Origin of the sequence: Streptomyces sp. CA-106110 (assembly GCF_050936285.1) — a bacterium.
Lineage (GTDB): Bacteria > Actinomycetota > Actinomycetes > Streptomycetales > Streptomycetaceae > Streptomyces.
On sequence record NZ_JBNJNB010000001.1, the window covers coordinates 2,303,285 to 2,324,434 of the forward strand.

The window sequence follows — 21,150 nt, forward strand, 5'->3', positions numbered from 1 at the left end:
CCGGGGTTTTCCTTCAAGCCCAAGGCAGCCGGGGGGAACACGAAAGACGGCTCGGCTATGCCGCCTGAGGCAGTTGCTCATGTACCTCACTTGCCGTAGGGATCCTCGGCGGCACCTCGGGCGCGCCCGTCGCGGTCGGCCTCAGAGTGCTCCGCACCACGCCACTCACGCACAGGCACACGCCCCTGACCGCCGCGGAGTTCGTCAACCCGCCAGACATTTCCTCACCCTGCGGAGGCAGGTTAGAGTCCGGTGGTGAGTTCGAACCTGCCTGACGTCCGTATCGACGCCGCCGCACGCGCCTGGGGCGCCGCCCTGCGGCGCATCGCCGTCGCCGAACCGCGCATCCGCCAGGAGGCGGGGGCGAACGAGACGTACATGGTCGTCACCGGGAGCCCGACCTACAGTCTCAACGGCGTCTACGCCTTCGACCGCACGCCGGACGCAGCGCAGATAGAGCGTCTCGCGGCCCGCGCGGCCGACGCGGCCCGGTCCTTTCCCGGGACGCTGCCGTGGAGCGTGCAGGTGCGTTCGGACCCCGACGACCGCGTCCGCGACGTGGCCCTGAGGCATGGACTCACGAAGCAGAGTCAAGAGCCCTTCATGGTGAGGGACCTGACGAGCGCCCCTCCGGTCCTCGGTGACGCGGGCGCGATGACGGTGCGCGCCATCTCGGGAGCGGAGCAGGACCTCTACGTACGTGCCCTCGCCGACGGCTTCGGAGTCCCGAAGGAGCTGTTCGCGCCGCTGTTCACTCCCCCGGTGCTGGACGCCGCCCCGGACGTCACCGCCTACGTCGGCGAGGTACAGGGAGAGGTGGTCAGCACAGCGATGACCGTTCTCACGGAGGGGCACGTCGGGATCTTCAACGTCTCCACCAGTCCGGACCACCGCCGATCCGGTTACGGCGGGCGCATCACGGAGGAGGCGGTCGCCCGCGGCCATGCCGCCGGCGCCTCAACCGCCTATCTGCGGTCCAGCGACATGGGGCTCCCGGTCTACGCCTCGCTCGGCTTCACCGTGGCGGAGCACTGGACCTACTTCACGGACTAGCGGTCGCCGCACGACAAGGACGCCGGCGCCACCGTCCTCAGGCCTCGAGGTGCGGCTCAAGGGAGTTCGGCGGCCGGAGTGGCGAGTCGCCGCGTGGGTTCTGCCGTCCGACCGGATCGTTCTGGCGCGCCGGGCGCAGCACAAGGGCCTGCTGCGGAGCGGAACCGCAGGTGAACGAGCGGCGCTCCCGGCCCGTTTGGAGCCGCCGCTGGAACTCCCTCGTCTCGTCACACGGCTCTCATCACACGGCGATCCGGCGCCCCGTGATCGTGAGCGGATTGATCCGGATCCACATGTCGCGCTGTCCACCCGCCCAAGGCTCGCTGTAAGCCCGCTCTTTCAGCAGCTGTACGCAGTCGGGGTCCATCACGGCGCTGGCAGGTCCGCGTACGAGGACGCTCCAGCCCTGGCTCAACGCTGCGTCGATGTGGTCGACCTCGAAGGCCACCTCACAGCCCATGGCCTGCGCAAGCGCCGTGCCGGGATGAGTCCTGAAGGCGATCACGCCCTCGACCACGCTGTAGTTCACGGGGAGGATCAGCGGTCCCGACGGGCTTGGCACCGCGAGCCTGCCCACGCCGTGGGTCGAGACCAGGTCCCGGCACTCCTGTGGGCTCAGTTCGGTGAACTTCGGGTGCCGGCCCGCCTGTCCGAGGCCGGGGGGCAGGTCCACGTCGCCGCCGGTGAGTTCCCGGACGGTGGTCTCGAGCGCTCCGGCCAGTCTGAGGAGCGCGGCGGCACCGGGGTTGGCGGTGGGTTGCTCCTCCAGGTGCTGGACGTAGCTGGAAGCCATGCCCGCGCGGTGGGCTGTTTCCTCTCGGGTCAGGCCGAGTTCCTCTCGGCGCAGGGCGATCCGGCGTCCGAGGTCGCCGGTAGGCAGGCCCCTCACCAGGTTCGATGATGACTGTGCGGACATGGTCCTCATCTCCTCTCGGGAATCTCGGGAATCGCGGGGATCTCGGGGCTCTCGGGGCTCTCGGGGCTCTCGGGGATTGCGCAGCCAGTCGTCGGCGATGCTGTGTCGTGACTGCTCGTCGGGTGGCAGGTCGGAGTCGTCGCTGCGGTGGGTGAGCTGGTCGATCACCGCGACGACGCCGTCGATCTGCTTGGTCAAGGAGACGGCGAGTTCCGTCTCGCTCTTGCGTTCCAGCCGGCCCGCAAGGGTGACCACGCCTTCCGCCACGGATACGTCGATGGTTTTGGGGGCCAGCCGCAGTGCGCGGACCAGCACTTCCCCGGTCACCTCGTCGCGGATCTCCGCGTCGGGCCGCAGGAACACCCGCAGGAGGTCCCGGCGCGTGACGATGCCGACAAGACGGTTCTCCTCGTCGAGCACGGGCAGTCGCTCCACATGCCGCTGGACCATGATCCGCGCGGCCTCGGCGATGGTCTCGTCGGCGTGCACGGTCACGGGCGGTTCGGTCATCAGCTGACCGGCGGTGAAAGCCCTGGACTTGGCAGCCCTTCTCCGGCCCGCGGATGTCGACTCGGCCGGCGCGGAACGGCGCTTCGGCTCGTCCGTACCGAGGGCTTCCGCCTGTCGGGTCACCAAGTCCGTCTCGGAGATCACTCCGATGACCTTCTCGTCGTCGTCCACAACCGGGAGTCCGCTGATCCGGCCGTCCGCGAGCAGCCGCGCGACTTCCTTGAGGGGAGTGGCGTACTCGGCGCAGATGACATCACTGGTCATCACGGAACCCACCTTGTTGTGCTTCATGACCGATCCCTTCTCAGCGGAGCCGGCGCAGGTACGGGTCCTGGGGCCTGCGCGGCAGCAGGCGAACGCGTGCGTCGAGCACGGTGACTCCGTCCGGGGTGGCAAGGACGGGATTGAAGTCGGCCTCCGCCGGTTGCGGGAGGTCACTCGCCATACGGGACATACGGAGGAGCAGTTGTTCCAGGCCCTCCAGGTCGACGGGGCCGGCACCGTGCGCGCCCGACAGGAGGGGGGCGCAGCACGATGCCGTGATCAGGTCGTGGACGTCGTGGTCGGTGAGGGGGGCGAGCCGTGCGGCGTGGTCGGCGAGCACCTCCGTCGCGGTACCGCCTAGTCCGAAGAGCACGAGTGGGCCGAAGACCTCGTCCTGAACGACGCCGGCGAACAGTTCGGTGCCGCGGGCCGCGAGCGGCTGGACCACCACGCCCGTCATCCGTCCCGCGAACTGCGTCTCGAAGTCCCTGAAGGCGGCGCGTACTTGGAAGTCACCCTGGAGATCGAGGTGGACGGCGTGCTGCTCGCTCTTGTGCAGCAGGCCCGGCCAGTGGGCTTTGATGACGACCCGCCCGTCGGGGCCGCGCAGCCGTGCGGCGGCGAGGACTGCGTCGTCCTCCGTCTCGGCCCAGGCCCATGGAAGCTGCGGGATGCCATGGCAGGCCGGCAGGTCGGCGCAGGTGCGCGGTTCCAGCCAGCCCCCGTCCGGGTGGGTGGCGAGACAGGCGTCGGCGATCTCGTGGGCATGCGGGGTGTCGACTCCCTCGAGGTCCGGGACGGTGCCCATGGGGCGGTCGAGCCAGGACGCCCGGCGATCGACACGGGCCAGCGCCCGTGCCGCCGCCTGCGGGTCCGCGTACGAAGGGATCGTGCCGCCCTGTGCGGCGGGCGGCAGCTTCACCGGCAGGTCCTGTGCGAGGCATACGGTGACGACCGGTCGCTCCGGGTGCGCGGGGCCTCCGGTCAGTGCCCGGCACAGGTCGTCACCGGTGGCCGCGGCGACCGCCGGTCCGGGACGGTCCGTGGCACACGCGCGGTCGGCCGCCATGGCGGCGGACCATGCGCTCGCCACGAAGAACAGCAACCGGAGGTTGTCTGGGGACATCTCCGTGTAGAACTCCCGCAACTGCTGCGGATCGTCTGGCTGTACGGGGCGGATGCACACGGTGGTGCCGTCCGCGAGCAGGGCGTGGACAGGGCGTCGGGCAAGTGTGGTGTCCGTCATCGCGGACCTCCTCCCAAGCCTCTCGACGGTTCGAGCATCCAGCAGCCGAGAAGGTGATCACATGGGCTGTCCGGAGGCAGCACAGGGGCCGTTCGGCCCTAAATCAGCCCTGGGGCCCAGCGCCCTCGCACGGATGCCCTTAGAGTCCGACGCGCGAGCCGGCCGCCGTGGAACCGGCTGTGGAGGGGCGGTACACGAGGAGTCGCTACGACGGCGCCGGGCCCCGTCCCGCGCCCGGCCAAGGCGCTGAGCAGGATCCTCGGCTGTCCGGCACGCCGCGTCATCGTGTCCATGTCCCTCAAGGAGCCGAGCGGATCACGACCGGTCCCGGCGGGGCTACGGCGTCTCCCTTTCCGGAGTGTCGTCCAGGTCGTACTCGAGCCGGTTGACGACATCCACCACGCCGTCGACCTCCTCGCACAACTGCACGGCCACGGGGAGCAGGCTCTTGCGCTCCACCCTGCCGCTCAGCGTGACCCTGCCGTCGTCGACCTCCACGGTCAGCGACGAGGGAGGCAACCCCAGCGCCTGGACGATGACTTCTTCCAGGATCTCCTTCTGGATCGCGCGATCCTGACGGAGGAACAGCTGCAGCAGATCGCTGCGACTGATCACGCCGATCAGGCGGCCGTCGTCGTCCACCACGGGCAGACGCTTGACCTTCAGCTTCTCCATCGTCTGTGCGGCACGGGCCACGTTCCACTCCGGCTCCGCGACCACGGCCGGGCTGGTCATCAGTTCCCCGGCGGTGCTGCCGACGCCGGCGGAGGTCTGCTTGCGCAGCAGGTCCGCTTCGGACACCACTCCGACGGGCCGGCCGTCGTCGTCGACCACGGGGACAGCGGTGATGTCGTACTCGTCGAGGGTCCGTGCGATCTCCTTGAAGCTCGTGCCCGGTCGCACGCTCACGGCGGTGGAGGTCATCAGATCGCCCACGCTGCGGTGACCCATGGCTCCGCGTCCCCTTTCCTGTCCCTCTTGCTGTCCCTGCACGTCTTGCTCCGGGCGCGGGTCCCGGCTCGGGCGGGTGTGGGCCCGCCCGAGCCGGGACCCGCCGGATACGGGATCACGCGCGGTGCGTGACCTCGATGTGCTTGGCCGCTGCCTTCTCACGTCCGAGGCCCACGCTGACGGTGAGCATGCCGTTGGTGTAGTCGGCCTCGACGTCGTCCTCGTTGGCGCCCGGCGGCAGCGTCACGCTGCGGCTCATGGAGCCGTAGCGGATCTCGCTGCGGTTCTTCTCCGCTTCGTGTTCGGTGCGCTCGGCCTTGAAGGTCAGCACACCTTCGCTGAGGGTGACGTCGATGTCGTCGGGCAGGACGCCGGGAAGCTCCGCCCGCATAACATACCGGTCGCCCTCCGTGTAGTCCTCGATGCGGACCGCGTAGAGGTCACCCATCGTGGGCATCGCGAAACGCGCCGGAAAGGCCTCAAACCAATCGGGAATCTCCGGGAACGGGAACCTCTGCCTGCGTGCAAGTGTCGCCATGGCCGTCTCCAGAACTGCGATTGCGGCTGTTGACTCTTCCAGTCCACCACGTGCCGCTTCTCTTCGCTGAGGCCGACCAGCCCATGCCGAGGGTCCCCATTCCGTGGGCATCACGGGGCTCGGGACGGGCGAGGTGATGCGGCGTCCGCAGGCACCGGTCCGTACAAGCAAAGGCGACGGAACTCGCAGAGCCGGTCAGCCCATGCGTTCGCGCGAGCATTCGCCGAAACTGGTGACGGGACGACGGAGCGCCCGGGCCCGACGCGTACCTCAGGCACCGCTCGCGTGCCACGGCACCCATGGACACGGTTCATGACGGCTCGCTCAGGAGACGACGATGACCCAACCCCGTGATCACCGGCCGATCGTGGTCGGTGTAGATCCCGACTCCACGAAGCGGATGGCACTGGCCTGGGCTGCGGACGAGGCCGCGCGGCGGCGGGTGCCGCTGCGTCTGGTCCACGCCGAGGGAATGCCGACCGTGGAGTTCCGGAAGTGGCACGTGCCGCCTTCCTGGGAGGCGTGGAACGAGGTGATGCACGAGGCCGGGGAACAGAAGCTCAAGGACGCGGTGGCCTTCGCCGAGGCCCGGCAACCACGGGTCGAGGTGTCCGGACTGCTGGCCGAGGGGGACCCGGCGTGGGTCCTGCGGGAGCAGGGCCAGGACGCCACGGCCGTCGTCCTGGGCTCGCAGCACCTCACCCGGGTGAGAGAGGTGTTCGGCTCCGCCTCGGTCTCCCTGCCCGTCATGGCGCATTCCCCCTGCCCCGTGGTGGTCGTCCCCGAGCCGGAGCACAGCAACCAGCAGCCCGCGTACTTCGTCGTCGGCGTGGACGGCAGCGAGCATTCCGCGGCCGCCGTCGAGTTCGCCTTCGAGGAGGCGGCCCTGCGCGACGCGGCCCTGCGCGCCTTGTACGTGTGGCAACCGGGGCTGCTGGGGATGCTCGACGAACAGGCGGCCCAGCAGGAATGCCGCCGTCTGCTCTCCGAGATCGTCGCCGGCCGCGGTGCGGCGTACCCGAACGTGGAACTGCGCCAGGAGCTGATCAGCGGCTACCCCGTGAAGGTGCTGACCGAGGAGTCCGCAGACGCGCTGGGACTGGTGGTGGGAACCCGGGGCCGCGGTGGCTTCGCCGGCATGCTGCTCGGCTCGGTGAGCCAGGGCGTGCTGCACCACGCTCAGTGCCCGGTCATCACCGTGCCGGTCACGTCCGCGTGAGCCGACTGGAACCGTGCTCCGATGTCGTGAAACGCGGCGCCGAACCCCCGACCCTGCCGGGGCGCCGGCACGATGAGCCGTACGCCTCGGAGGGCTACTTCTCCCAGGCGCCGTGAGTCGTAGGTTCGTCGCGCTGTGGTCCCCCGTCCGCGGTGGACTCCTCTCTGGCGCCGTGAGCCGTCGGTTCGTCTCGCTGCGGCCCCCCGTCCGCGGCGGATTCCTCGCAGGCGCCGCGAGCCGTCGCTTCGTCCCGCTGCGGCCCCCCGTCCGCGGCGGACTCCTCTCTGACACCGTGAGCCGTCGCTTCCTCTCGCTGCGGCCCCCCGTCCGTGGTGGACTCCTCGCGGGCGCCCTGAACCATCGGTTCGCCCCGCTGCGGCCCCCCGTCCGCGGCGGACTCCTCTCTGACACCGTGAGCCGTCGCTTCCTCTCGCTGCGGCCCCCCGTCCGCGGCGGACTCCTCGCGGTCCGCAGGTGTGTCGGCATCGGGCCGGTGCCCCTTGCCCGGATCACGGATCCGTGGGGGCACGCTCCGAAGGCCATCGGAGGCAGCGCCCGGTGCGCCACCGCCTGTCTGCCCTCGTTCCCGCTGTTCCTCCCGGAGGACGTCGAGTACGGCGGAGCCGTCGATGGTCTCCCGGATGACGAGCAGATCGGCCAGCCGGTCCAGGGCCCGGCGGTGCTCCCGTAGCAGCCCCGTGGCCCGCTCCTCGGCCTCACGCAGCAGGCGTGCGGCCTCCTGGTCGATGACCCGCTGGGTCTGTTCCGAGTACGGCTGCCGTGCGGAATCCTCCGCGGTCTCCCCCAGGTAGCGCGGGGTGGCGGAGGCGTATCCGACAGGTCCGAGCGCCGTCGACAGTCCGAAGTCCCGCACCATGCGGGTGGCTATCTGGGTGGCCCCGGCCAGGTCATTGGCGGCTCCGCTCGACCCCTCGCCGAAGACGACGAGCTCGGCCGCCCGGCCGCCGAGCCGGACCGCCAGCAGATCGGTCAGATAGCCCTCGCTGTACAGATGGCGCTCCGCCTCGGGCAGCTGCTCGGTCACCCCCAGCGTCATGCCCGTCGGCAGGACGGTGACCTTCGCGACCGGGTCGGCGTGCTCGCACAGGGCGGCGACCAGGGCATGCCCCGACTCGTGGACGGCGACCGCATGGCGCTCTTCGGGCAGTAGTGCGTTGGACGCCTCGCGACGCCCGAGCAGAACGCGGTCGCGGGCGGCATCCAGGTCGTTCGGCTCGATCAGGACGCGGTCGGCGCGGACGGCGTTGATGGCGGCCTCATTGACCAGGTTGGCGAGGTCCGCGCCGGAGAAGCCCGGAGTGGCCCGGGCGACGATGTCGAGGTCGACGTCGTCGGCGAGGGTCTTGCCGCGGGCGTGCACCCGGAGGATGGCGGCGCGCTCGGCCTGATTGGGCAGCGGGACGGTGACCTGACGATCGAAGCGGCCAGGACGGAGCAGCGCGGGATCGAGGGCCTCGGGCCGGTTGGTGGCGGCGAGGACGACGATGCCGGTGGACTGGTCGAAGCCGTCCATCTCGGCCAGCAACTGGTTGAGAGTCTGCTCGCGCTCGTCGTTGCCACCGATGTTCCCGCTCCCGGCGCGGCGCGAGCCGACGGCGTCGAGCTCGTCGATGAAGACGATGGAGGGCGCGCGCTTACGGGCATCGTCGAACAGGTCCCGTACCCTCGACGCGCCCACACCGACGAACATCTCGACGAAGCCGGAGCCGGTCACCGACAGGAACGGCACGTCGGCCTCTCCGGCGACGGCGCGGGCGAAGAGCGTCTTTCCGGTGCCGGGCGGCCCCACCATGATCACTCCGCGCGGGCCCTTGGCACCGGCCGCCGCGTAGCGCGAGGGGTTGCGAAGGAAGTCGACGACCTCGCTGATCTCCTGCTTGACGCCGTCGTAGCCGGCCACGTCGTCGAACCTCGTGGTGGGCCGCTCCGCCTCGATGATCTTCGCCCGGGAACGGCCGATGGCGCTGAGGCCTCCGGTCATCGAACGCGCGGCGCGGCGTCCGAGCCACCAGAAGAGACCGATGATCAGCAGCAGCGGCAGGAAGTCGACGAAGATCGACCCGACCGGGCTGCCGCTCTTGCTCTGGGAGGCGGTGATCTGCACGTGCTCGGCCTGCAGTTGCTGTTGGAGCGGTCCCGTCCCCAACGCCGTGGGGATCTGGGTGGTGAACTTCGTGCCGTTCTTCAAGGTGCCGGTGACCGCTCCCTTGTCGTTAATGTCGACGGTCTGCACCTGACCCGTGCCGACCTTGGAGACGAAGTTGCTGTAGGACAGCTGAGACGGCGGAGTCCCCGAGGGCGCGCGGACGAGTATGAGGATGAGCAGGAAGACCACCCAGAACAGCGGAAGGACCCACCACCGCCAGCCCGATCGTGGCGGCTGGGCAGGCGGCTTCGGCGGCTCCCGCGGGGGTCCGGACTTGGCGGGCGGCGTGAGATGCCGGTGCGGCATCCGCAATCGTGTGATCACAGTGCACCGCCTCCTCCGACGGGCCTGATGTCATGTCACGTTGCTCGACCGGTCCGCCGCACCAGCAGCCGGTTCCCTTCACGGTGCCGGCCCGCGCTCTGTGAGGCCGGGCGTTCTTCTCGCGGCGCTGCCAGTCGGCGCCGGTACTCTTCCTCGTCGATCTTCCCACTGGCGAGCGTCCGGCGAGCACCTGCTCGGGCGGCATCCCCGTGGGCTTGCGCGGGTGCCCGGAGCCGGTTCATCGTGCGGACCAGCAGCGCGATGAGGGGGAACGAGCACCGCCCAGATCAGGATCGCGCTCACCGACGCGACGAGCCAACCCCATCCGGTCCCTGAACAGTGGATCGGTGCACCCGGACGCCAGATTTTCGCCGCGGTGCCTGCGGCAGGGCGTCGACCAGCGTGGACACCCCGCTGCGAAGCGCGCTCGACTTCGGTGGCGACGATGCCGTTCGCGTCAGGATCCGGTTACCGAGCGTGGCGGGTACCGGAGGGCCCTCCCCGTGGAACCGACCGGCCCTGTCGTGCCGGCCGCCAGGCAGGCAGCTTGCAGGGGCTGCACGACGGTGGATCCTGAGAGCGGACCGCGGAGGACCTGCTCATGCCCGAAGGCTCGGACAGACGGATGTCAGGGAGGTCGTTTCCGATGCCCGGGCTCGGCGCACTGGTGGCTCGCCGACGCAACTGGTCCCGGGGCGACCTGCTCGCAGGCGTGACGGTGGCCGCGTACCTCGTACCGCAGGTCATGGCCTACGCCGGCGTGGCCGGTCTGCCGCCCGTCGCCGGGCTCTGGGCGATCCTCCCCGCACTCGCCCTGTACGCGCTGTTCGGTTCCTCACGGCTGCTGTCGGTCGGTCCGGAGTCCACGACGGCCTTGATGACGGCCACGGTCGTCGGCCCGCTGGCCGGTGGCGATCCCGGGCACTACGCGTCGCTCGCGGCCGCCCTCGCCGTCACGGTCGGCCTGCTGTGCCTGGTGGCCCGAGCGGTCCGGCTGGGCTTCATCGCCGATCTCCTCTCCCGCCCGGTCCTGGTCGGCTATCTGGCGGGCGTGGCGCTGATCATGGCGGTGGACCAGTTACCCAGGCTCACCGGTGTACGGACGAACAGCAAGGAGTTCTTCCCCCAACTGTGGTCCTTCATCAGGAACCTGACGCACACCGACCCGGCCACGGTGATCCTCTCCGCCGCCGTACTGGTGTTCCTCTTCGCTGTCGCCCGCTTCTCCCCCGTCCTTCCAGGACCGCTGCTCGCCGTGGTCCTGGCCACGGCGGCCGTGGTGGCCTTCGACCTCGACGGCCGGTTCGGCGTCGCGGTGATCGGCCGGGTGCCCTCCGGTCTTCCGGACCTGGCGCTGCCCGACCTGGGTGCCTTGCCGCGCCTGGTGCTGCCCGCGCTCGGTGTGCTGCTCGTCGCGTACACCGACTTCATCCTCACCGCACGCGCTTTCACCGACCGCACCGACCTCACGACCGGGCTCGACGCCAACCGGGAATTCCTCGCCCTCGGCGCCGCCAATTTGGGGGCCGGTGCGGTCCATGGCTTCCCCGTCAGCAGCAGCGCCAGCCGAACCGCGCTCGCGGCTTCCGCGGGCGCCCGCAGTCAGGCGTACTCGCTGGTCGCCGGGGCGGTCGTGCTGGCCGTTCTGCTCTTCCTCAACCCACTGCTGACGCGCATGCCCTCAGCCGCGCTCGGCGCGCTCGTCGTCTACGCCGCCGTCCGCATGGTCGACGTTCCGGGCTTCCGCCGACTCGCGTCGTTCCGGCGCCGTGAGCTGCTCCTGGCGCTCGGCTGCCTGGCGGGCGTGCTCGCCCTGGACATCCTGTACGGGGTACTCGTGGCCGTCGGTCTGTCGGTGGCGGAGCTGCTGACCCGGGTGGCACGGCCGCACGACGCGATCGAGGGGCTGGTCCCCGGGATGGCAGGCATGCACGATGTCGACGACTACCCACAGGCACGCACCGTCCCCGGGCTGCTGGTGTACCGCTACGACTCGCCCCTGTTCTTCGCCAACGCGGAGAACTTCCGGCGCCGGGCACTGGCTGCGGTCGCCGAACAGACCGAGCCGGTCCGCTGGTTCGTCCTCAATACCGAGGCCAACGTCGAGGTCGACCTCACGGCCCTGGACGCCGTGGACGACCTGCGCCGCGAGCTCACGCGCCGCGGCATCGTGTTCGCCCTCGCCCGGGTCAAGCAGGACCTCCTGGACGACCTTCAGGCGTACGGCCTCGCGGATTCCGTGGGCGCCGACCTCATCTTCCCGACACTGCCCACCGCGGTGCAGGCGTACCGGGCCTGGTGCCGCGACCAGTGACCGCTCATGCCGGGACGACGGGAGGCCTAAGGGCCCGTCCGACAGGTAGAGGGGCCGTTCCTCACCCCCCGTAATGGCACACGGAGGAAGCAGCCGGGGCGCGGCAGGGCCGAATGGCCCCTCGGCAGCTGTTCGGCCCCGGGACCACCTGCTCCCGAGAGGGTCCGGGTGGCCCTACCGCAGGCGTGCCGCCCACTCCGAGGCTGAACACATGGAGACCTAATCATCGGTCTCGCGGGCGATACACCGCACGAGTCCATGCTTCCGCCGGCGACCAAGGGGAAGCCGCCGCCCGACGCCGAAGGGAGAGTCCGGTGACCGCACCAACCCTGAACACATCCGCCGTCACCGCATTCATCGAGGCAGCCGCGGCGGCTCCGTCCCTGCACAACGCACAGCCCTGGAAGTTCCGCTTCCATCCCAGCAGCGGCACCCTGCAGCTGTACGCCGACCGTGAACGCGGACTCCCGGCGACGGATCCGGACGGCCGCAGCATGCATCTGGGCTGCGGTGCCGCGCTGTTCAACCTGCGCGTCACCGCGGTGGCCGCGGGCCGCGAGCCCACCGTTCGGCTGCTGCCCGACGACTCCGATCCATCCCTCCTCGCCGAGGTGGACCTCACCGGCACCGCGAGCCCGGGCGACCCTCTCGCCCTGCTCCAACCGGCGATCCATCGACGCCACACGAGCCGTAATCCCTTCCTCGAGGACGACATACCAGCAGCCGTGATAGACGAACTGTGCGGCGCGGCCGACCTCGAAGGAGCTCGGTTGCTCTTCCCCGACGCCTGGCATGTGCAGTCGATGCTGGATCTGGTACAGGACGCCGAGTGCCGGGAGGCATGCGACCCCGGCGTACGCGGCGAGACGGCGCGGTGGGTGCGGACGGAGTCCACGAGCGAGAACACGGCTTCGGACGGGATTCCCGCAGCAGCGCTCGGCCCCGGCCAGTGGGGAGCCAGTTCTCCCGTGCGTGACCTGACCAACGGCCGGGCGGTGGCCGGTCGCGGCTGGGCGCCCTTCGAAAAGCAACCCCATATCGCCCTGCTGGGTACGGCGCAGGACCGGCCGGTGGACTGGCTACGGGCAGGGCAGGCACTGGAACGGGTCTGGCTCCAGGCCACTACGGACGGGCTCGTCGCGTCCTTGACCTCCCAACCCCTGGAATGGCCCGAACTGCGGTGGGCGGTACGCGACCCGACGACGGCCATGGGGTACGTGCAGATGGTGATCCGCCTCGGGTACGGCCCGGAGGGGCAGTCCACTCCCCGACGGCCTGTGGCCGAGGTGCTCGACATCGTCTGACGCGGAGGGGCTACTCCGCCTCTTCCAGCCCGAAGGTCTCCAGATAGCGGTCGCGGGCGGGGTCTTGGAGTGGATTCCCGCCGTGTTGCCTTCGGTCAAGCGCTCGCTGCCAGCACACCGGTAGCGGGCTTCTCCAATCTGCGGGTGCGAGGCTCATTTGCATCGGACCTCTCACCCAGTGCCCGAACGCCATGGGGAAAGTGCGGACGCCGTCCCTGTCGGTGGTGGGCCGCGGCTTGACGGCGTTGTTGAGGCGGTCGCCGCGCTGCCTCCTCCAGGTCAGGGCGCAGCAGGGGTCTGCAGCGAGGTGGTGAGCAGCTCGATCATGCGGCTGTAACGGGCGGGAAAGTCGACATGGGCGGCTAGGAGCGCGGGATCCTCCACGGCCTCGACGACGGTGGGTCCGGGGTGGGCGAACGGCCACAGCCCCGCGATCAGCACGATGGTCGCCGAGGCCAGTTCTTGCGCGGCCGCCCGGTCCAGGTCGGGGACGCGGGCGTGGACGATGTCGGCGAGCCGGTTGTTGCCGGCCAGCGCCTGGCGCTTGTAGGTGCGGACCGTCTCCACCGAGACCGTGCGTTCCAGCACGCTGGCCAGCACGCTCGCCAGCTCGCACATCGCCGGTCGGGCGGCGAGTGAGGCGGCGTAGGCGTCGGCGAAACCGCGCACCGATGACATGGGCCCCGCGCTGTCCGCGTCGGCGGGCGCCAGTTCCGCCGGGAGCGCGTCGAGCCAGGCGCCGTACTCCCGGTTGAGGAGTTCCAGGAAGACCGCCTCACGGTTCTCGAAGTACCGCAGCACGTTCGAGGTGGCGATCCCCGCCTGCCGGCCGATGTCGCGCAAGGTGATGTCAGCGACCTGCGCCTTGTCCAGCAGTTGCTCGGCCGCGTCGAGGATCGACTGCCTGCGCAGCTCCCGGTTCTCCGGGCTGCGCGCCCGGATGAACCCCTGCCCGGTCTCGCTCATGACCCTCTCTCCGATTGCCCCGGCTACACCCCTCACGACGTTGCAGCAGCCAGGATACCGATCCCCCTGGATAAGAGAACGAAATTCTGTTACGGTCTCCAACCGTGTAAGAGAACAGCGCTCGGCTAACTCGGCCGGACCGGTTTGGGAGGACATCGTGATCACGTTCGACAAGCTGCTGGTGGGTGGCGCCTGGACCACCCCCGCCACCTCCGACGTCCTGCAGGTCCGCTCCCCGCACGACCAGTCCCTGGTGGGCGTGGCGCCGGAGGCCTCCTTCGCCGACGTCGACCGTGCCGTGGCCGCGGCGCGCGAAGCCTTTGACCACGGCCCCTGGCCACGGCTCGCGCCTGAGGAGCGTCAGCGGGTGGTCGCGCGGTCAACAGGCTCCACTCCGCGCGCGCCGACGAACTGGCCGCACTCATCACCTCGGAGAACGGGTCGGCGATCTGGTTCACCGGCTGGCTGCAGCACAGCCTGAAGGACCGCAACAACGAGTTCCTCGACATCGCGGCCGGCTTCGACTGGGAGACCGAGCTGCCCGACCCAGGGGCCGGCCGCACCGTGGTCCGCCGGGCCCCTGTGGGAGTCGTCGCGGCGGTGATCCCGTGGAACGCGCCACACCAGTCCGCCCTGGTCAAGATGGTCCCCGCGCTGCTGGCGGGCTGCACGGTCGTCCTCAAGCCGTCACCCGAGACGGCCGTGGACGGCCTGCGGCTCGGCGAGCTCCTGGCCGAGGCGGGCTTCCCCGAGGGCGTGGTCAGCGTGCTGCCCGCCGACCGCGAGGTCAGCGAGTATCTGATCTCCCATCCCGGCGTCGACAAGGTCGCCTTCACCGGCTCGACCGCGGCCGGGCGCCGCATCGCCGCCATCGCCGGTGAGCGGTTCAAGCGCGTCAGCCTGGAGCTCGGCGGCAAGTCCGCCTCCATCGTCCTGCCGGACGCGGATGTGGCCCAGGCCGCAGCGGGCCTGAAGGGCCTGGCGCTGGGCAACAACGGCGAGGCGTGTGTCGCCCACACCCGCGTCCTGGCCCCGCGCAGCCGCTACGACGAGGTCGTCGACGCGATCGCGGCCATGATGCAGGGCGTCACCGTGGGCGACCCCGCGGACCCGGACACCTGGATCGGACCCATGGTCAAGCAGGCGCAGCAGCAGCGCGTCCAGTCCTACATCGAGGCCGGCATCTCCGAGGGCGCCCGCCTCGTACTCGGCGGCCCTGACGCGCCGGACACACCGGGCCTGGAGAAGGGCTTCTACGTGCGCCCGACCCTCTTCGCCGACGTCACCAACGCCATGAAGATCGCCCAGGAGGAGATCTTCGGCCCGGTCCTCGCGGTCATCCCGTTCGACACCGAGGACGAGGCCGTCGCCATCGCCAACGACTCCGCCTACGGCCTGTCCGGCGGCGTGTGGACGGCCGATCCGGAGCACGGCCTCGAGGTGGCGCGCCGCATCCGCACCGGCACGTTCACCGTCAATGGCGCATCCCGCGATATGCGCACGCCGTTCGGCGGCTTCAAGGCGAGCGGCTTCGGGCGCGAGTACGGCCCGGTGGGCCTGGGTGCGTACACCGAGTACCAGTCCATCGGCCTGTGATCGGCACGGTGCCGGGCGCGCGGGCAGGGGCCCGGTACTGATGGCGCCAGGGGCGCGGGCGGGAGCCGGCTCCTCACGGTGCGTGGCGCCTCGGGCGGATACCGGCCTCTGCCGATCCCGCCCGGTCGTCCGGCACCCGTCATTCGACATCGGCACCCGGCCACCCGGCCACCCCGAACATTGCGACGGCGCCAGGCGAGGCCGATCCGGCCTTCTGCCCGCCGAGTCTGGCTCGCCGCAGTCTGGCGACTGATCGCGAGCCATGGGAAGGATGCCGCCCATCCGGACAACGCGAGGCGTTCAGACCTGCCGCGTGATCGGCATCGTCCTCACCTGGAGCATGTGGATGTCCTTATTGAACTGGGCCAGGCGCGCGGCACGTTGGGCGCTGCGCGCGCTCGTCGCGGCGGCTGCGCTGTGCGCACTCGTCCTCGGGGACGGCCTGGTGAGCCCCGTACCGGTCGCCGCCGGCGTGCCCTCGATCGACGGGAGCTACGCCTTCGACGGCAACGGCTGGAAGGGCACGCTGTCCGTCTCCGGCGCCTCCTCGGGCTCGCCGAGCGTCACCATGCGGTACGACGAGCTCGGCCGCAGCGAGTACCTCAGCGGCACCTGGACCCCCGCGACCGGGACGCTGAGCGTCTTCCGGCCGCTGCCGTGGGGCAACTCCCAGACCTACACGCTCTTCCTGGGCGACCACATAGCGTCCAGCCCGGTCTTCGGCGGCTACTTCACCCAGTCCGACGTCCCGGGGATGCGCTACGGCACCTACGCCAACGCCTACCTGCGACCCGGTCTCACACGTCCGGCCGGGGCGACCACCGCCCGCGCCACCAAGCGCGCCGGTACCCGGGCGACGGTCGTCCGGCAGCGCATGGGCGCCGCTGACTCGCTGCCGACGGGCATCCTCGGCGGCTACGACTTCAACGGCAACGGATGGACCGGAAGGCTGCTGCTGCAGTTCGCGGACTGCCTCAACCCGGACACGCAGATGTACTACTACGAGCGGGGCTACTGGGAGGGGATCGCCAACCGCACCTGGAACGCCTCGACCGGGACGCTCACCCTCGTCCGGCCCCTGTCCGGCGGGGTGGGGAACTGGTCGTTTTCGGATGTGCTGGAGCGTGTGTGAGTGTGCAGGAGCATGTTCTGGTTCGTGGTGTTGCGGCGCGCGCACGTCGCGTGGCGGGCACTGTCAGTGCCGGCCCGTACCGTTCTTCCTGTTGCCGATCAAGCGTGGTGGAGGGGAGTACATCGATGCGTGGTGAGTCGTTGCGTACGATCGCTGCTCCCTTCGTGACCGTCGGCCCGTCGGGCGTGGCGATCCGCACCCGCCTGGGCCACCTGAGCGCCGCCGACGAGCAGGTGTTGCGCCTGGTGGGCACGCATCTGGGCTCGCTGGCCTCGAAGGACCTCAAACGCCGGTGCGCCGACGGTCTGGAGCACTCCACTCATACGTGGGCGGAGCGCAAGCGAGCCCTCACGGAGGAGTCTTCGTCGCGCTGGGCCGGGAGCATCACCAAGGCCACGCATGATCAGTGGGCGCTTGCGCGGCGTGCCCAACTCGCGCACATTCAAAGCCTTCAGGCGGGCGTGCGGACGATCGCGCACCGTCTGTCCCTCCCGATCGGGGAGAAAGGAAGCAGGCGGGGGCCAGGCGGCTACCGCAGCGCCAAGGAGTGGTTCGCCAAGTCCCGGCGCCTGCAGGTCCTTCAAGACCGGCTCAGTGCCCAGCAGGCCGATGGCGCCGTGGGCCGCGTCCGGGTGGTGCGCGGCGGGAAGCGGCTCGCGCGCAACCGGCACCACCTGCACGCCGCCCAGCTCACGCAGGCCCAGTGGCGGCAACGCTGGGAAGCATCGCGCTGGTTCCTCCAAGCGGACGGGGAATCGGGCAAGCGGTACGGCAACGAGACGATCCGCGTCACCCCGGACGGCGAGGTCTCCCTCAAGCTCCCTGCTCCGCTCGCCCACCTCGCCAACGCCCCCCACGGCCGGTATACGCTCACCGGCGCTGCCCTCTTCCACCACCGCAGCGACGAGTGGGCCGACCGCATCACCACGAACCGGGCCGTGGCCTACCGCATCCACTACGACACAGACCGCGCCCGCTGGTACCTCACCGCCTCCTGGACCATCCCGCCCATCAAGACCGTCCCCCTCGACGTAGCCCGCGCCAGTGGACTGATCGGCGTGGACACGAACGCCGACCACCTCGCCGCCTGGCGGCTGGACGAGCACGGCAACCCGGTCGGCGAACCGCGCCGGTTCTTCTACGACCTGTCCGGCACCGCGAACCACCGTGATGCCCAGGTACGGCATGCACTGATCCGGCTCCTGCACTGGGCCGAACGCCGCGGCCTGTCGATCGCGATCGAAGACCTCGACTTCACCGCAGAGAAAACCCGGGAGAAGCACGGGCGCCAGAAGCGGTTCAGGCAGGTGATCTCCGGCATGCCGGTATCCAAGCTGCGGGCTCGGCTCGTGAGCATGGCGGCCGAACTCGGCATCACCATCATCGCCGTCGACCCGGCCTACACCAGCAGGTGGGGCGCCCAGCACTGGCACAAGCCCCCCACCGGCAAGAACCGCAAGACCAGCCGTCACGATGCCGCGAGCATCGCGATCGGCAGGCGCGCCCTCGGGCACCGCATCCGGCGACGGACGGCACCGCCCCCACACGACCAGAGCGATCGTGTGGGGCATCGGACCGCCCAGGCCGGACACGGCACCCGCGGGCGTGAGGAAACCCGCCCCCGCATCCTTGGACCACGGACACGATCCGTGTCGCCGGACGCGGCGCGAACGCGGGCGACCAGTGCATCCACAACCGTTCGGGATGCGCCAGTTGACCAGGATTGGGTACAAGACTCACTCCTGCTCACTGACTAGGAACGGTGACCCAGACGTACACCCTCCGGCACGCACCGGGCGGACGACCCGATTTTCGGCGGCTACTTCACCGAGTCCGACGTCCCGGGCCGGAAGTTCGCCGCGTTCGCCGACCGTAGCCCCGGCGGAGTCGGCTGCTGACGGCACGCCTTCCGTCATGAGTCGCGAGGTCCCGGACTGCCGGGGCCCCGCACCCTTGTGTCCAGGGCACTTGAAGCGAGGGGTTTCCACGGGGCCTGCGGGCACCGCGGGGGTCCGGCCCGACGGGGTGACGGCTCCAGTCGGCTACGACTGGCGGAGCCGGGTGATGGACTTTTGCTCGACGTAGCCGGTGAGTCCGGCCTTGCCGTACTCGCGGCCGAGGCCGCTGGCCTTGTAGCCGCCGAAGGGGCCGTCGAAGCTGATAGGCGAGCCGTTCAGGGTGACGGTTCCGGTGCGCAGCCTGCGGGCGACGGCCAGGGCGTGCTCCGGGTCGGCGGTCCAGACGCCGCCGGAGAGGCCGTAGTCGGAGTCGTTGGCGATGCGGACGGCGTCGTCCTCGTCGTCGTAGGCGATGACGGCCAGGACCGGGCCGAAGATCTCCTCCTGGGCGATGCGCATGGAGTTGTCGACGTCGGCGAAGAGGGTCGGGGTGACGTAGTTGCCCTTCTCCAGGCCCTTGGGGATCTGTGGGCCGCCGGTGACCAGGCGGGCGCCCTCGGCCATGCCGATGTTGATGTAGTCGATGACGCGCTGCTGCTGGTCGGGGCGGATCATGGGGCCGATGAAGGTGTCGGGGGCGGAGGGGTCGCCGACCTTCAGGGATTCGACCATGTCCTTGAGCGCGGCGACGACCTCCTCGTAGCGGCTGCGGGGGGCCAGGATGCGGGTCTGCAGGATGCACGCCTCGCCGTTGTTCGCCAGGGAGCCGAAGCGCAGTCCCTGTACGGCGGCTTCCAGGTCGGCGTCCTCCAGGATCAGGGCCGCGGACTTGCCGCCCAGCTCCAGGCTGACGCGCTTGAGGTGCTCGCCCGCGATGGAGGCGATGCGCCGGCCGGCACGGGTGGAGCCGGTGAAGGCGATCTTGTCGACGTCGGGGTGGGAGACGAGATGCTCGCTGGTCTCGCGGTCGGCGGGAAGGATGCTGAGCACGCCCTGGGGAAGCCCGGCCTCGTGCCACAGGTCGGCGAGCAGCATCATGCTGAGGGAGTTCTCCGGGGAGACCTTCAGGATGACGGTGTTGCCGGCCAGCAGGGCCGGGACCAGCTTGGCGGTGGCGGCGGAGAACGGCGAGTTCCACGGGATCACCGCGGCGACCACGCCGATCGCCTCACGCCGCACGATGGTGTCGAAGGTCACCGACGGGTCGGAGGGTTCGAGGATCTCCTCCCAGCCGAACTCCTCGGCCGCCTTGAGATAGGCGCTGACCTGGCGGGTGAGGAAGGGCTGGCCGGCCTGGGTGAACCAGCCGGCCGAGCCGTTCTCGACGGAGATGGCCGTGGCGACCTCGTCGGCGCGGGCGGTGCGCAGTGCGTCGTAGCGCCGGATGATCTCCTGCCGCTCCTCGGGGGTGGTGCGTGACCAGGGGCCGTGGTCGAAGGCCTCGCGAGCCGCGGCGACGGCCGCGTCGACGTCGGCGGGCGCGGCCTGGGCGGCACGGCCCAGCACGGACTGGTCATGGGGGGAATGGATGTCGAGCAGCAGGTCCGGGTCGCTGGGAGTGACCCAGGAACCGCCGATGTAGAGCTTGTCGCGAACAGTCATGTCTCTCAGGGCCTTTGTGTGGAACGTGGTGGGGTACGGCCGAGGGTCAGGCGCGTCGCGCGTGATGTCGCGGTGGTGGAGGAGACCACCGAAGCGACCGGGAGACCGTGCTGTCGCCGGGGCCGCAGTCGCGTGCGTCGAGCACGCGGGCGACGGCGCGCGGGCGGCCGGAGGGGTGGACGGCCGGGGCTGGGGGCCACGAGCCCGCCGCCGTCGGCGCCAGGAGCGCGGTCACGCGCGAATTCAGAGGCTGCTTGTTCCCGTCCGCGGGCGGGATGACCATTACGCGGCCGGGTAGTCCGTGGAGCGGCTGAGCGCGGCCCATGAGTCGGCCTCGGCGAGGCGGGCCTGCTCCGCGCTGACCGCGATGCCCAGGGCGTCGCTACCGAGCAGAAGCCGGCGCGGGGGCTCCTGCGCATCCACGGCGGTGATGACGGCCCGGGCCATTCGGGCGGGGTCGCCGGGCTCGCTGCCGCTATACGCGGCAAACCGCTCCAGCCATGCGCCGACCGTCTGCCGGTAGTCGGGAGCGATGGGCCCGGACGGCTCCGCGGCGCCGGCGGCCCAGCCGGTGCGGATACCGCCCGGCTCCACGATGATCACCTTGACGCCGAACGGGGCCACCTCGTTCGCCAGTACTTCGGAGAATCCTTCGACCCCGAACTTCGCCGTCTGGTAGGCGCTGAGCCCCGGTGTGCCGCCGACCCGGCCGCCGATGGAAGAGATCTGGACGATGTGCCCGGACCGCCGGCCACGCAGCACGGGCAGTGCGGCTCGGGTCACGTTGATCACACCGAACAGGTTCGCCTCGACCTGCGCCCGGAACTCGTCCTCCGGGAAGTCCTCGATCGAACCGCTGGTGGCATAACCGGCGTTGTTCACGACGACGTCGACGGTGCCGAATCGCTCCACCGCGGCCGCGACCACGTCCCGAGCCTCGGTCGGCGAGGTGACGTCCAGCGCCACGGTCTCCAGCCGCTCCGGGTACTCCGCCTTCAGCTCGGCCAGCGCCTGTGGCCTGCGCGAAGTCGCGACGACTCGATCGCCGGCCTTCAGAGCCTCGAGAACCAGGGCCCTGCCGAGGCCCTGGGAACCACCGGTGATCAGCCAAGTCCGTGTCATGGCGTACTCCTTCATCATCTGGTCATGT

Annotated in this window: 13 protein-coding genes and 3 pseudogenes; 7 read left to right on the forward strand and 9 right to left on the reverse strand. The window is 70.4% G+C overall.

The features are described from left to right. The first annotated feature begins 255 nt into the window (after positions 1-255). A complete protein-coding gene (locus tag ACQEXA_RS10650) occupies positions 256-1,053 on the forward strand; it encodes a GNAT family N-acetyltransferase (RefSeq protein WP_432935103.1) in 798 nt (265 codons plus the stop codon). A 241-nt stretch (positions 1,054-1,294) separates the two neighbouring features. Here ACQEXA_RS10650 and ACQEXA_RS10655 read toward each other — a convergent pair whose 3' ends face one another. The 5 genes and pseudogenes from ACQEXA_RS10655 to ACQEXA_RS10675 form a co-directional block, all read right to left on the reverse strand. Further along, complete coding sequence (locus ACQEXA_RS10655; protein ID WP_433134509.1) at positions 1,295-1,978, reverse strand: helix-turn-helix domain-containing protein; 684 nt, start codon at positions 1,976-1,978, stop codon at positions 1,295-1,297. A gap of 69 nt (positions 1,979-2,047) precedes the next feature. Continuing rightward, positions 2,048-2,770, reverse strand: a pseudogene (locus ACQEXA_RS10660) (CBS domain-containing protein); the annotation flags it as partial. A 13-nt stretch (positions 2,771-2,783) separates the two neighbouring features. After that, positions 2,784-3,770, reverse strand: a pseudogene (locus tag ACQEXA_RS10665) (acetate--CoA ligase family protein); the annotation flags it as partial. Between the two features lie 555 nt (positions 3,771-4,325). Beyond that, on the reverse strand, positions 4,326-4,940 hold the full coding sequence (locus tag ACQEXA_RS10670; RefSeq protein ID WP_432935102.1) for a CBS domain-containing protein: 615 nt from the start codon (positions 4,938-4,940) through the stop codon (positions 4,326-4,328). 115 nt (positions 4,941-5,055) lie between these two features. Beyond that, positions 5,056-5,478 (reverse strand): Hsp20/alpha crystallin family protein, encoded by a 423-nt coding sequence (locus tag ACQEXA_RS10675; protein ID WP_432935101.1) that lies wholly within the window; start codon positions 5,476-5,478, stop codon positions 5,056-5,058. 337 nt (positions 5,479-5,815) lie between these two features. Here ACQEXA_RS10675 and ACQEXA_RS10680 point away from each other — a divergent pair, with 337 nt between their 5' ends. Beyond that, complete coding sequence (locus ACQEXA_RS10680) at positions 5,816-6,697, forward strand: universal stress protein (RefSeq protein ID WP_433129521.1); 882 nt, start codon at positions 5,816-5,818, stop codon at positions 6,695-6,697. Positions 6,698-6,791: 94 nt separating this feature from the next. Here ACQEXA_RS10680 and ftsH read toward each other — a convergent pair whose 3' ends face one another. Then, positions 6,792-9,188 carry an ATP-dependent zinc metalloprotease FtsH gene (ftsH, locus tag ACQEXA_RS10685; RefSeq protein ID WP_432935099.1) on the reverse strand — a complete coding sequence of 799 codons (2,397 nt, stop codon included), beginning with the start codon at positions 9,186-9,188 and terminating at the stop codon, positions 6,792-6,794. A gap of 646 nt (positions 9,189-9,834) precedes the next feature. On the opposite strand from ftsH, the gene ACQEXA_RS10690 reads away from it, so the two are divergent. Both ACQEXA_RS10690 and ACQEXA_RS10695 read left to right on the forward strand, forming a co-directional pair. Beyond that, on the forward strand, positions 9,835-11,502 hold the full coding sequence (locus tag ACQEXA_RS10690) for a SulP family inorganic anion transporter (RefSeq protein ID WP_433129523.1): 1,668 nt from the start codon (positions 9,835-9,837) through the stop codon (positions 11,500-11,502). Positions 11,503-11,816: 314 nt separating this feature from the next. Next, positions 11,817-12,806, forward strand: a complete 990-nt coding sequence (locus ACQEXA_RS10695; RefSeq protein WP_433129525.1) for an Acg family FMN-binding oxidoreductase — start codon at positions 11,817-11,819, stop codon at positions 12,804-12,806. 279 nt (positions 12,807-13,085) lie between these two features. Here ACQEXA_RS10695 and ACQEXA_RS10700 read toward each other — a convergent pair whose 3' ends face one another. After that, the gene (locus tag ACQEXA_RS10700) at positions 13,086-13,772 is read right to left on the reverse strand and encodes a TetR family transcriptional regulator (RefSeq protein ID WP_433129527.1); all 687 of its coding nucleotides are present in this window, start codon (positions 13,770-13,772) and stop codon (positions 13,086-13,088) included. A 157-nt stretch (positions 13,773-13,929) separates the two neighbouring features. Between ACQEXA_RS10700 and ACQEXA_RS10705 the strand changes: the two are divergent. From ACQEXA_RS10705 to ACQEXA_RS10715, 3 genes and pseudogenes are all read left to right on the forward strand, one after another. Then, positions 13,930-15,368, forward strand: a pseudogene (locus ACQEXA_RS10705) (aldehyde dehydrogenase). 346 nt (positions 15,369-15,714) lie between these two features. Continuing rightward, entirely contained in the window at positions 15,715-16,500 is a 786-nt protein-coding gene (locus tag ACQEXA_RS10710; protein WP_433129529.1) for a hypothetical protein, read from the forward strand. Between the two features lie 125 nt (positions 16,501-16,625). Beyond that, positions 16,626-18,257: an IS200/IS605 family accessory protein TnpB-related protein gene (locus ACQEXA_RS10715; RefSeq protein WP_433129531.1), complete on the forward strand. Its 1,632-nt coding sequence runs from the start codon at positions 16,626-16,628 to the stop codon at positions 18,255-18,257. A gap of 285 nt (positions 18,258-18,542) precedes the next feature. Here the strand turns inward: ACQEXA_RS10715 and ACQEXA_RS10720 are convergent, their stop codons facing one another. Both ACQEXA_RS10720 and ACQEXA_RS10725 read right to left on the reverse strand, forming a co-directional pair. Then, positions 18,543-20,000: an aldehyde dehydrogenase gene (locus ACQEXA_RS10720; RefSeq protein ID WP_433129533.1), complete on the reverse strand. Its 1,458-nt coding sequence runs from the start codon at positions 19,998-20,000 to the stop codon at positions 18,543-18,545. A 282-nt stretch (positions 20,001-20,282) separates the two neighbouring features. Then, positions 20,283-21,122: an oxidoreductase gene (locus ACQEXA_RS10725; RefSeq protein WP_433129535.1), complete on the reverse strand. Its 840-nt coding sequence runs from the start codon at positions 21,120-21,122 to the stop codon at positions 20,283-20,285. Between the last annotated feature and the right edge of the window lie 28 nt (positions 21,123-21,150).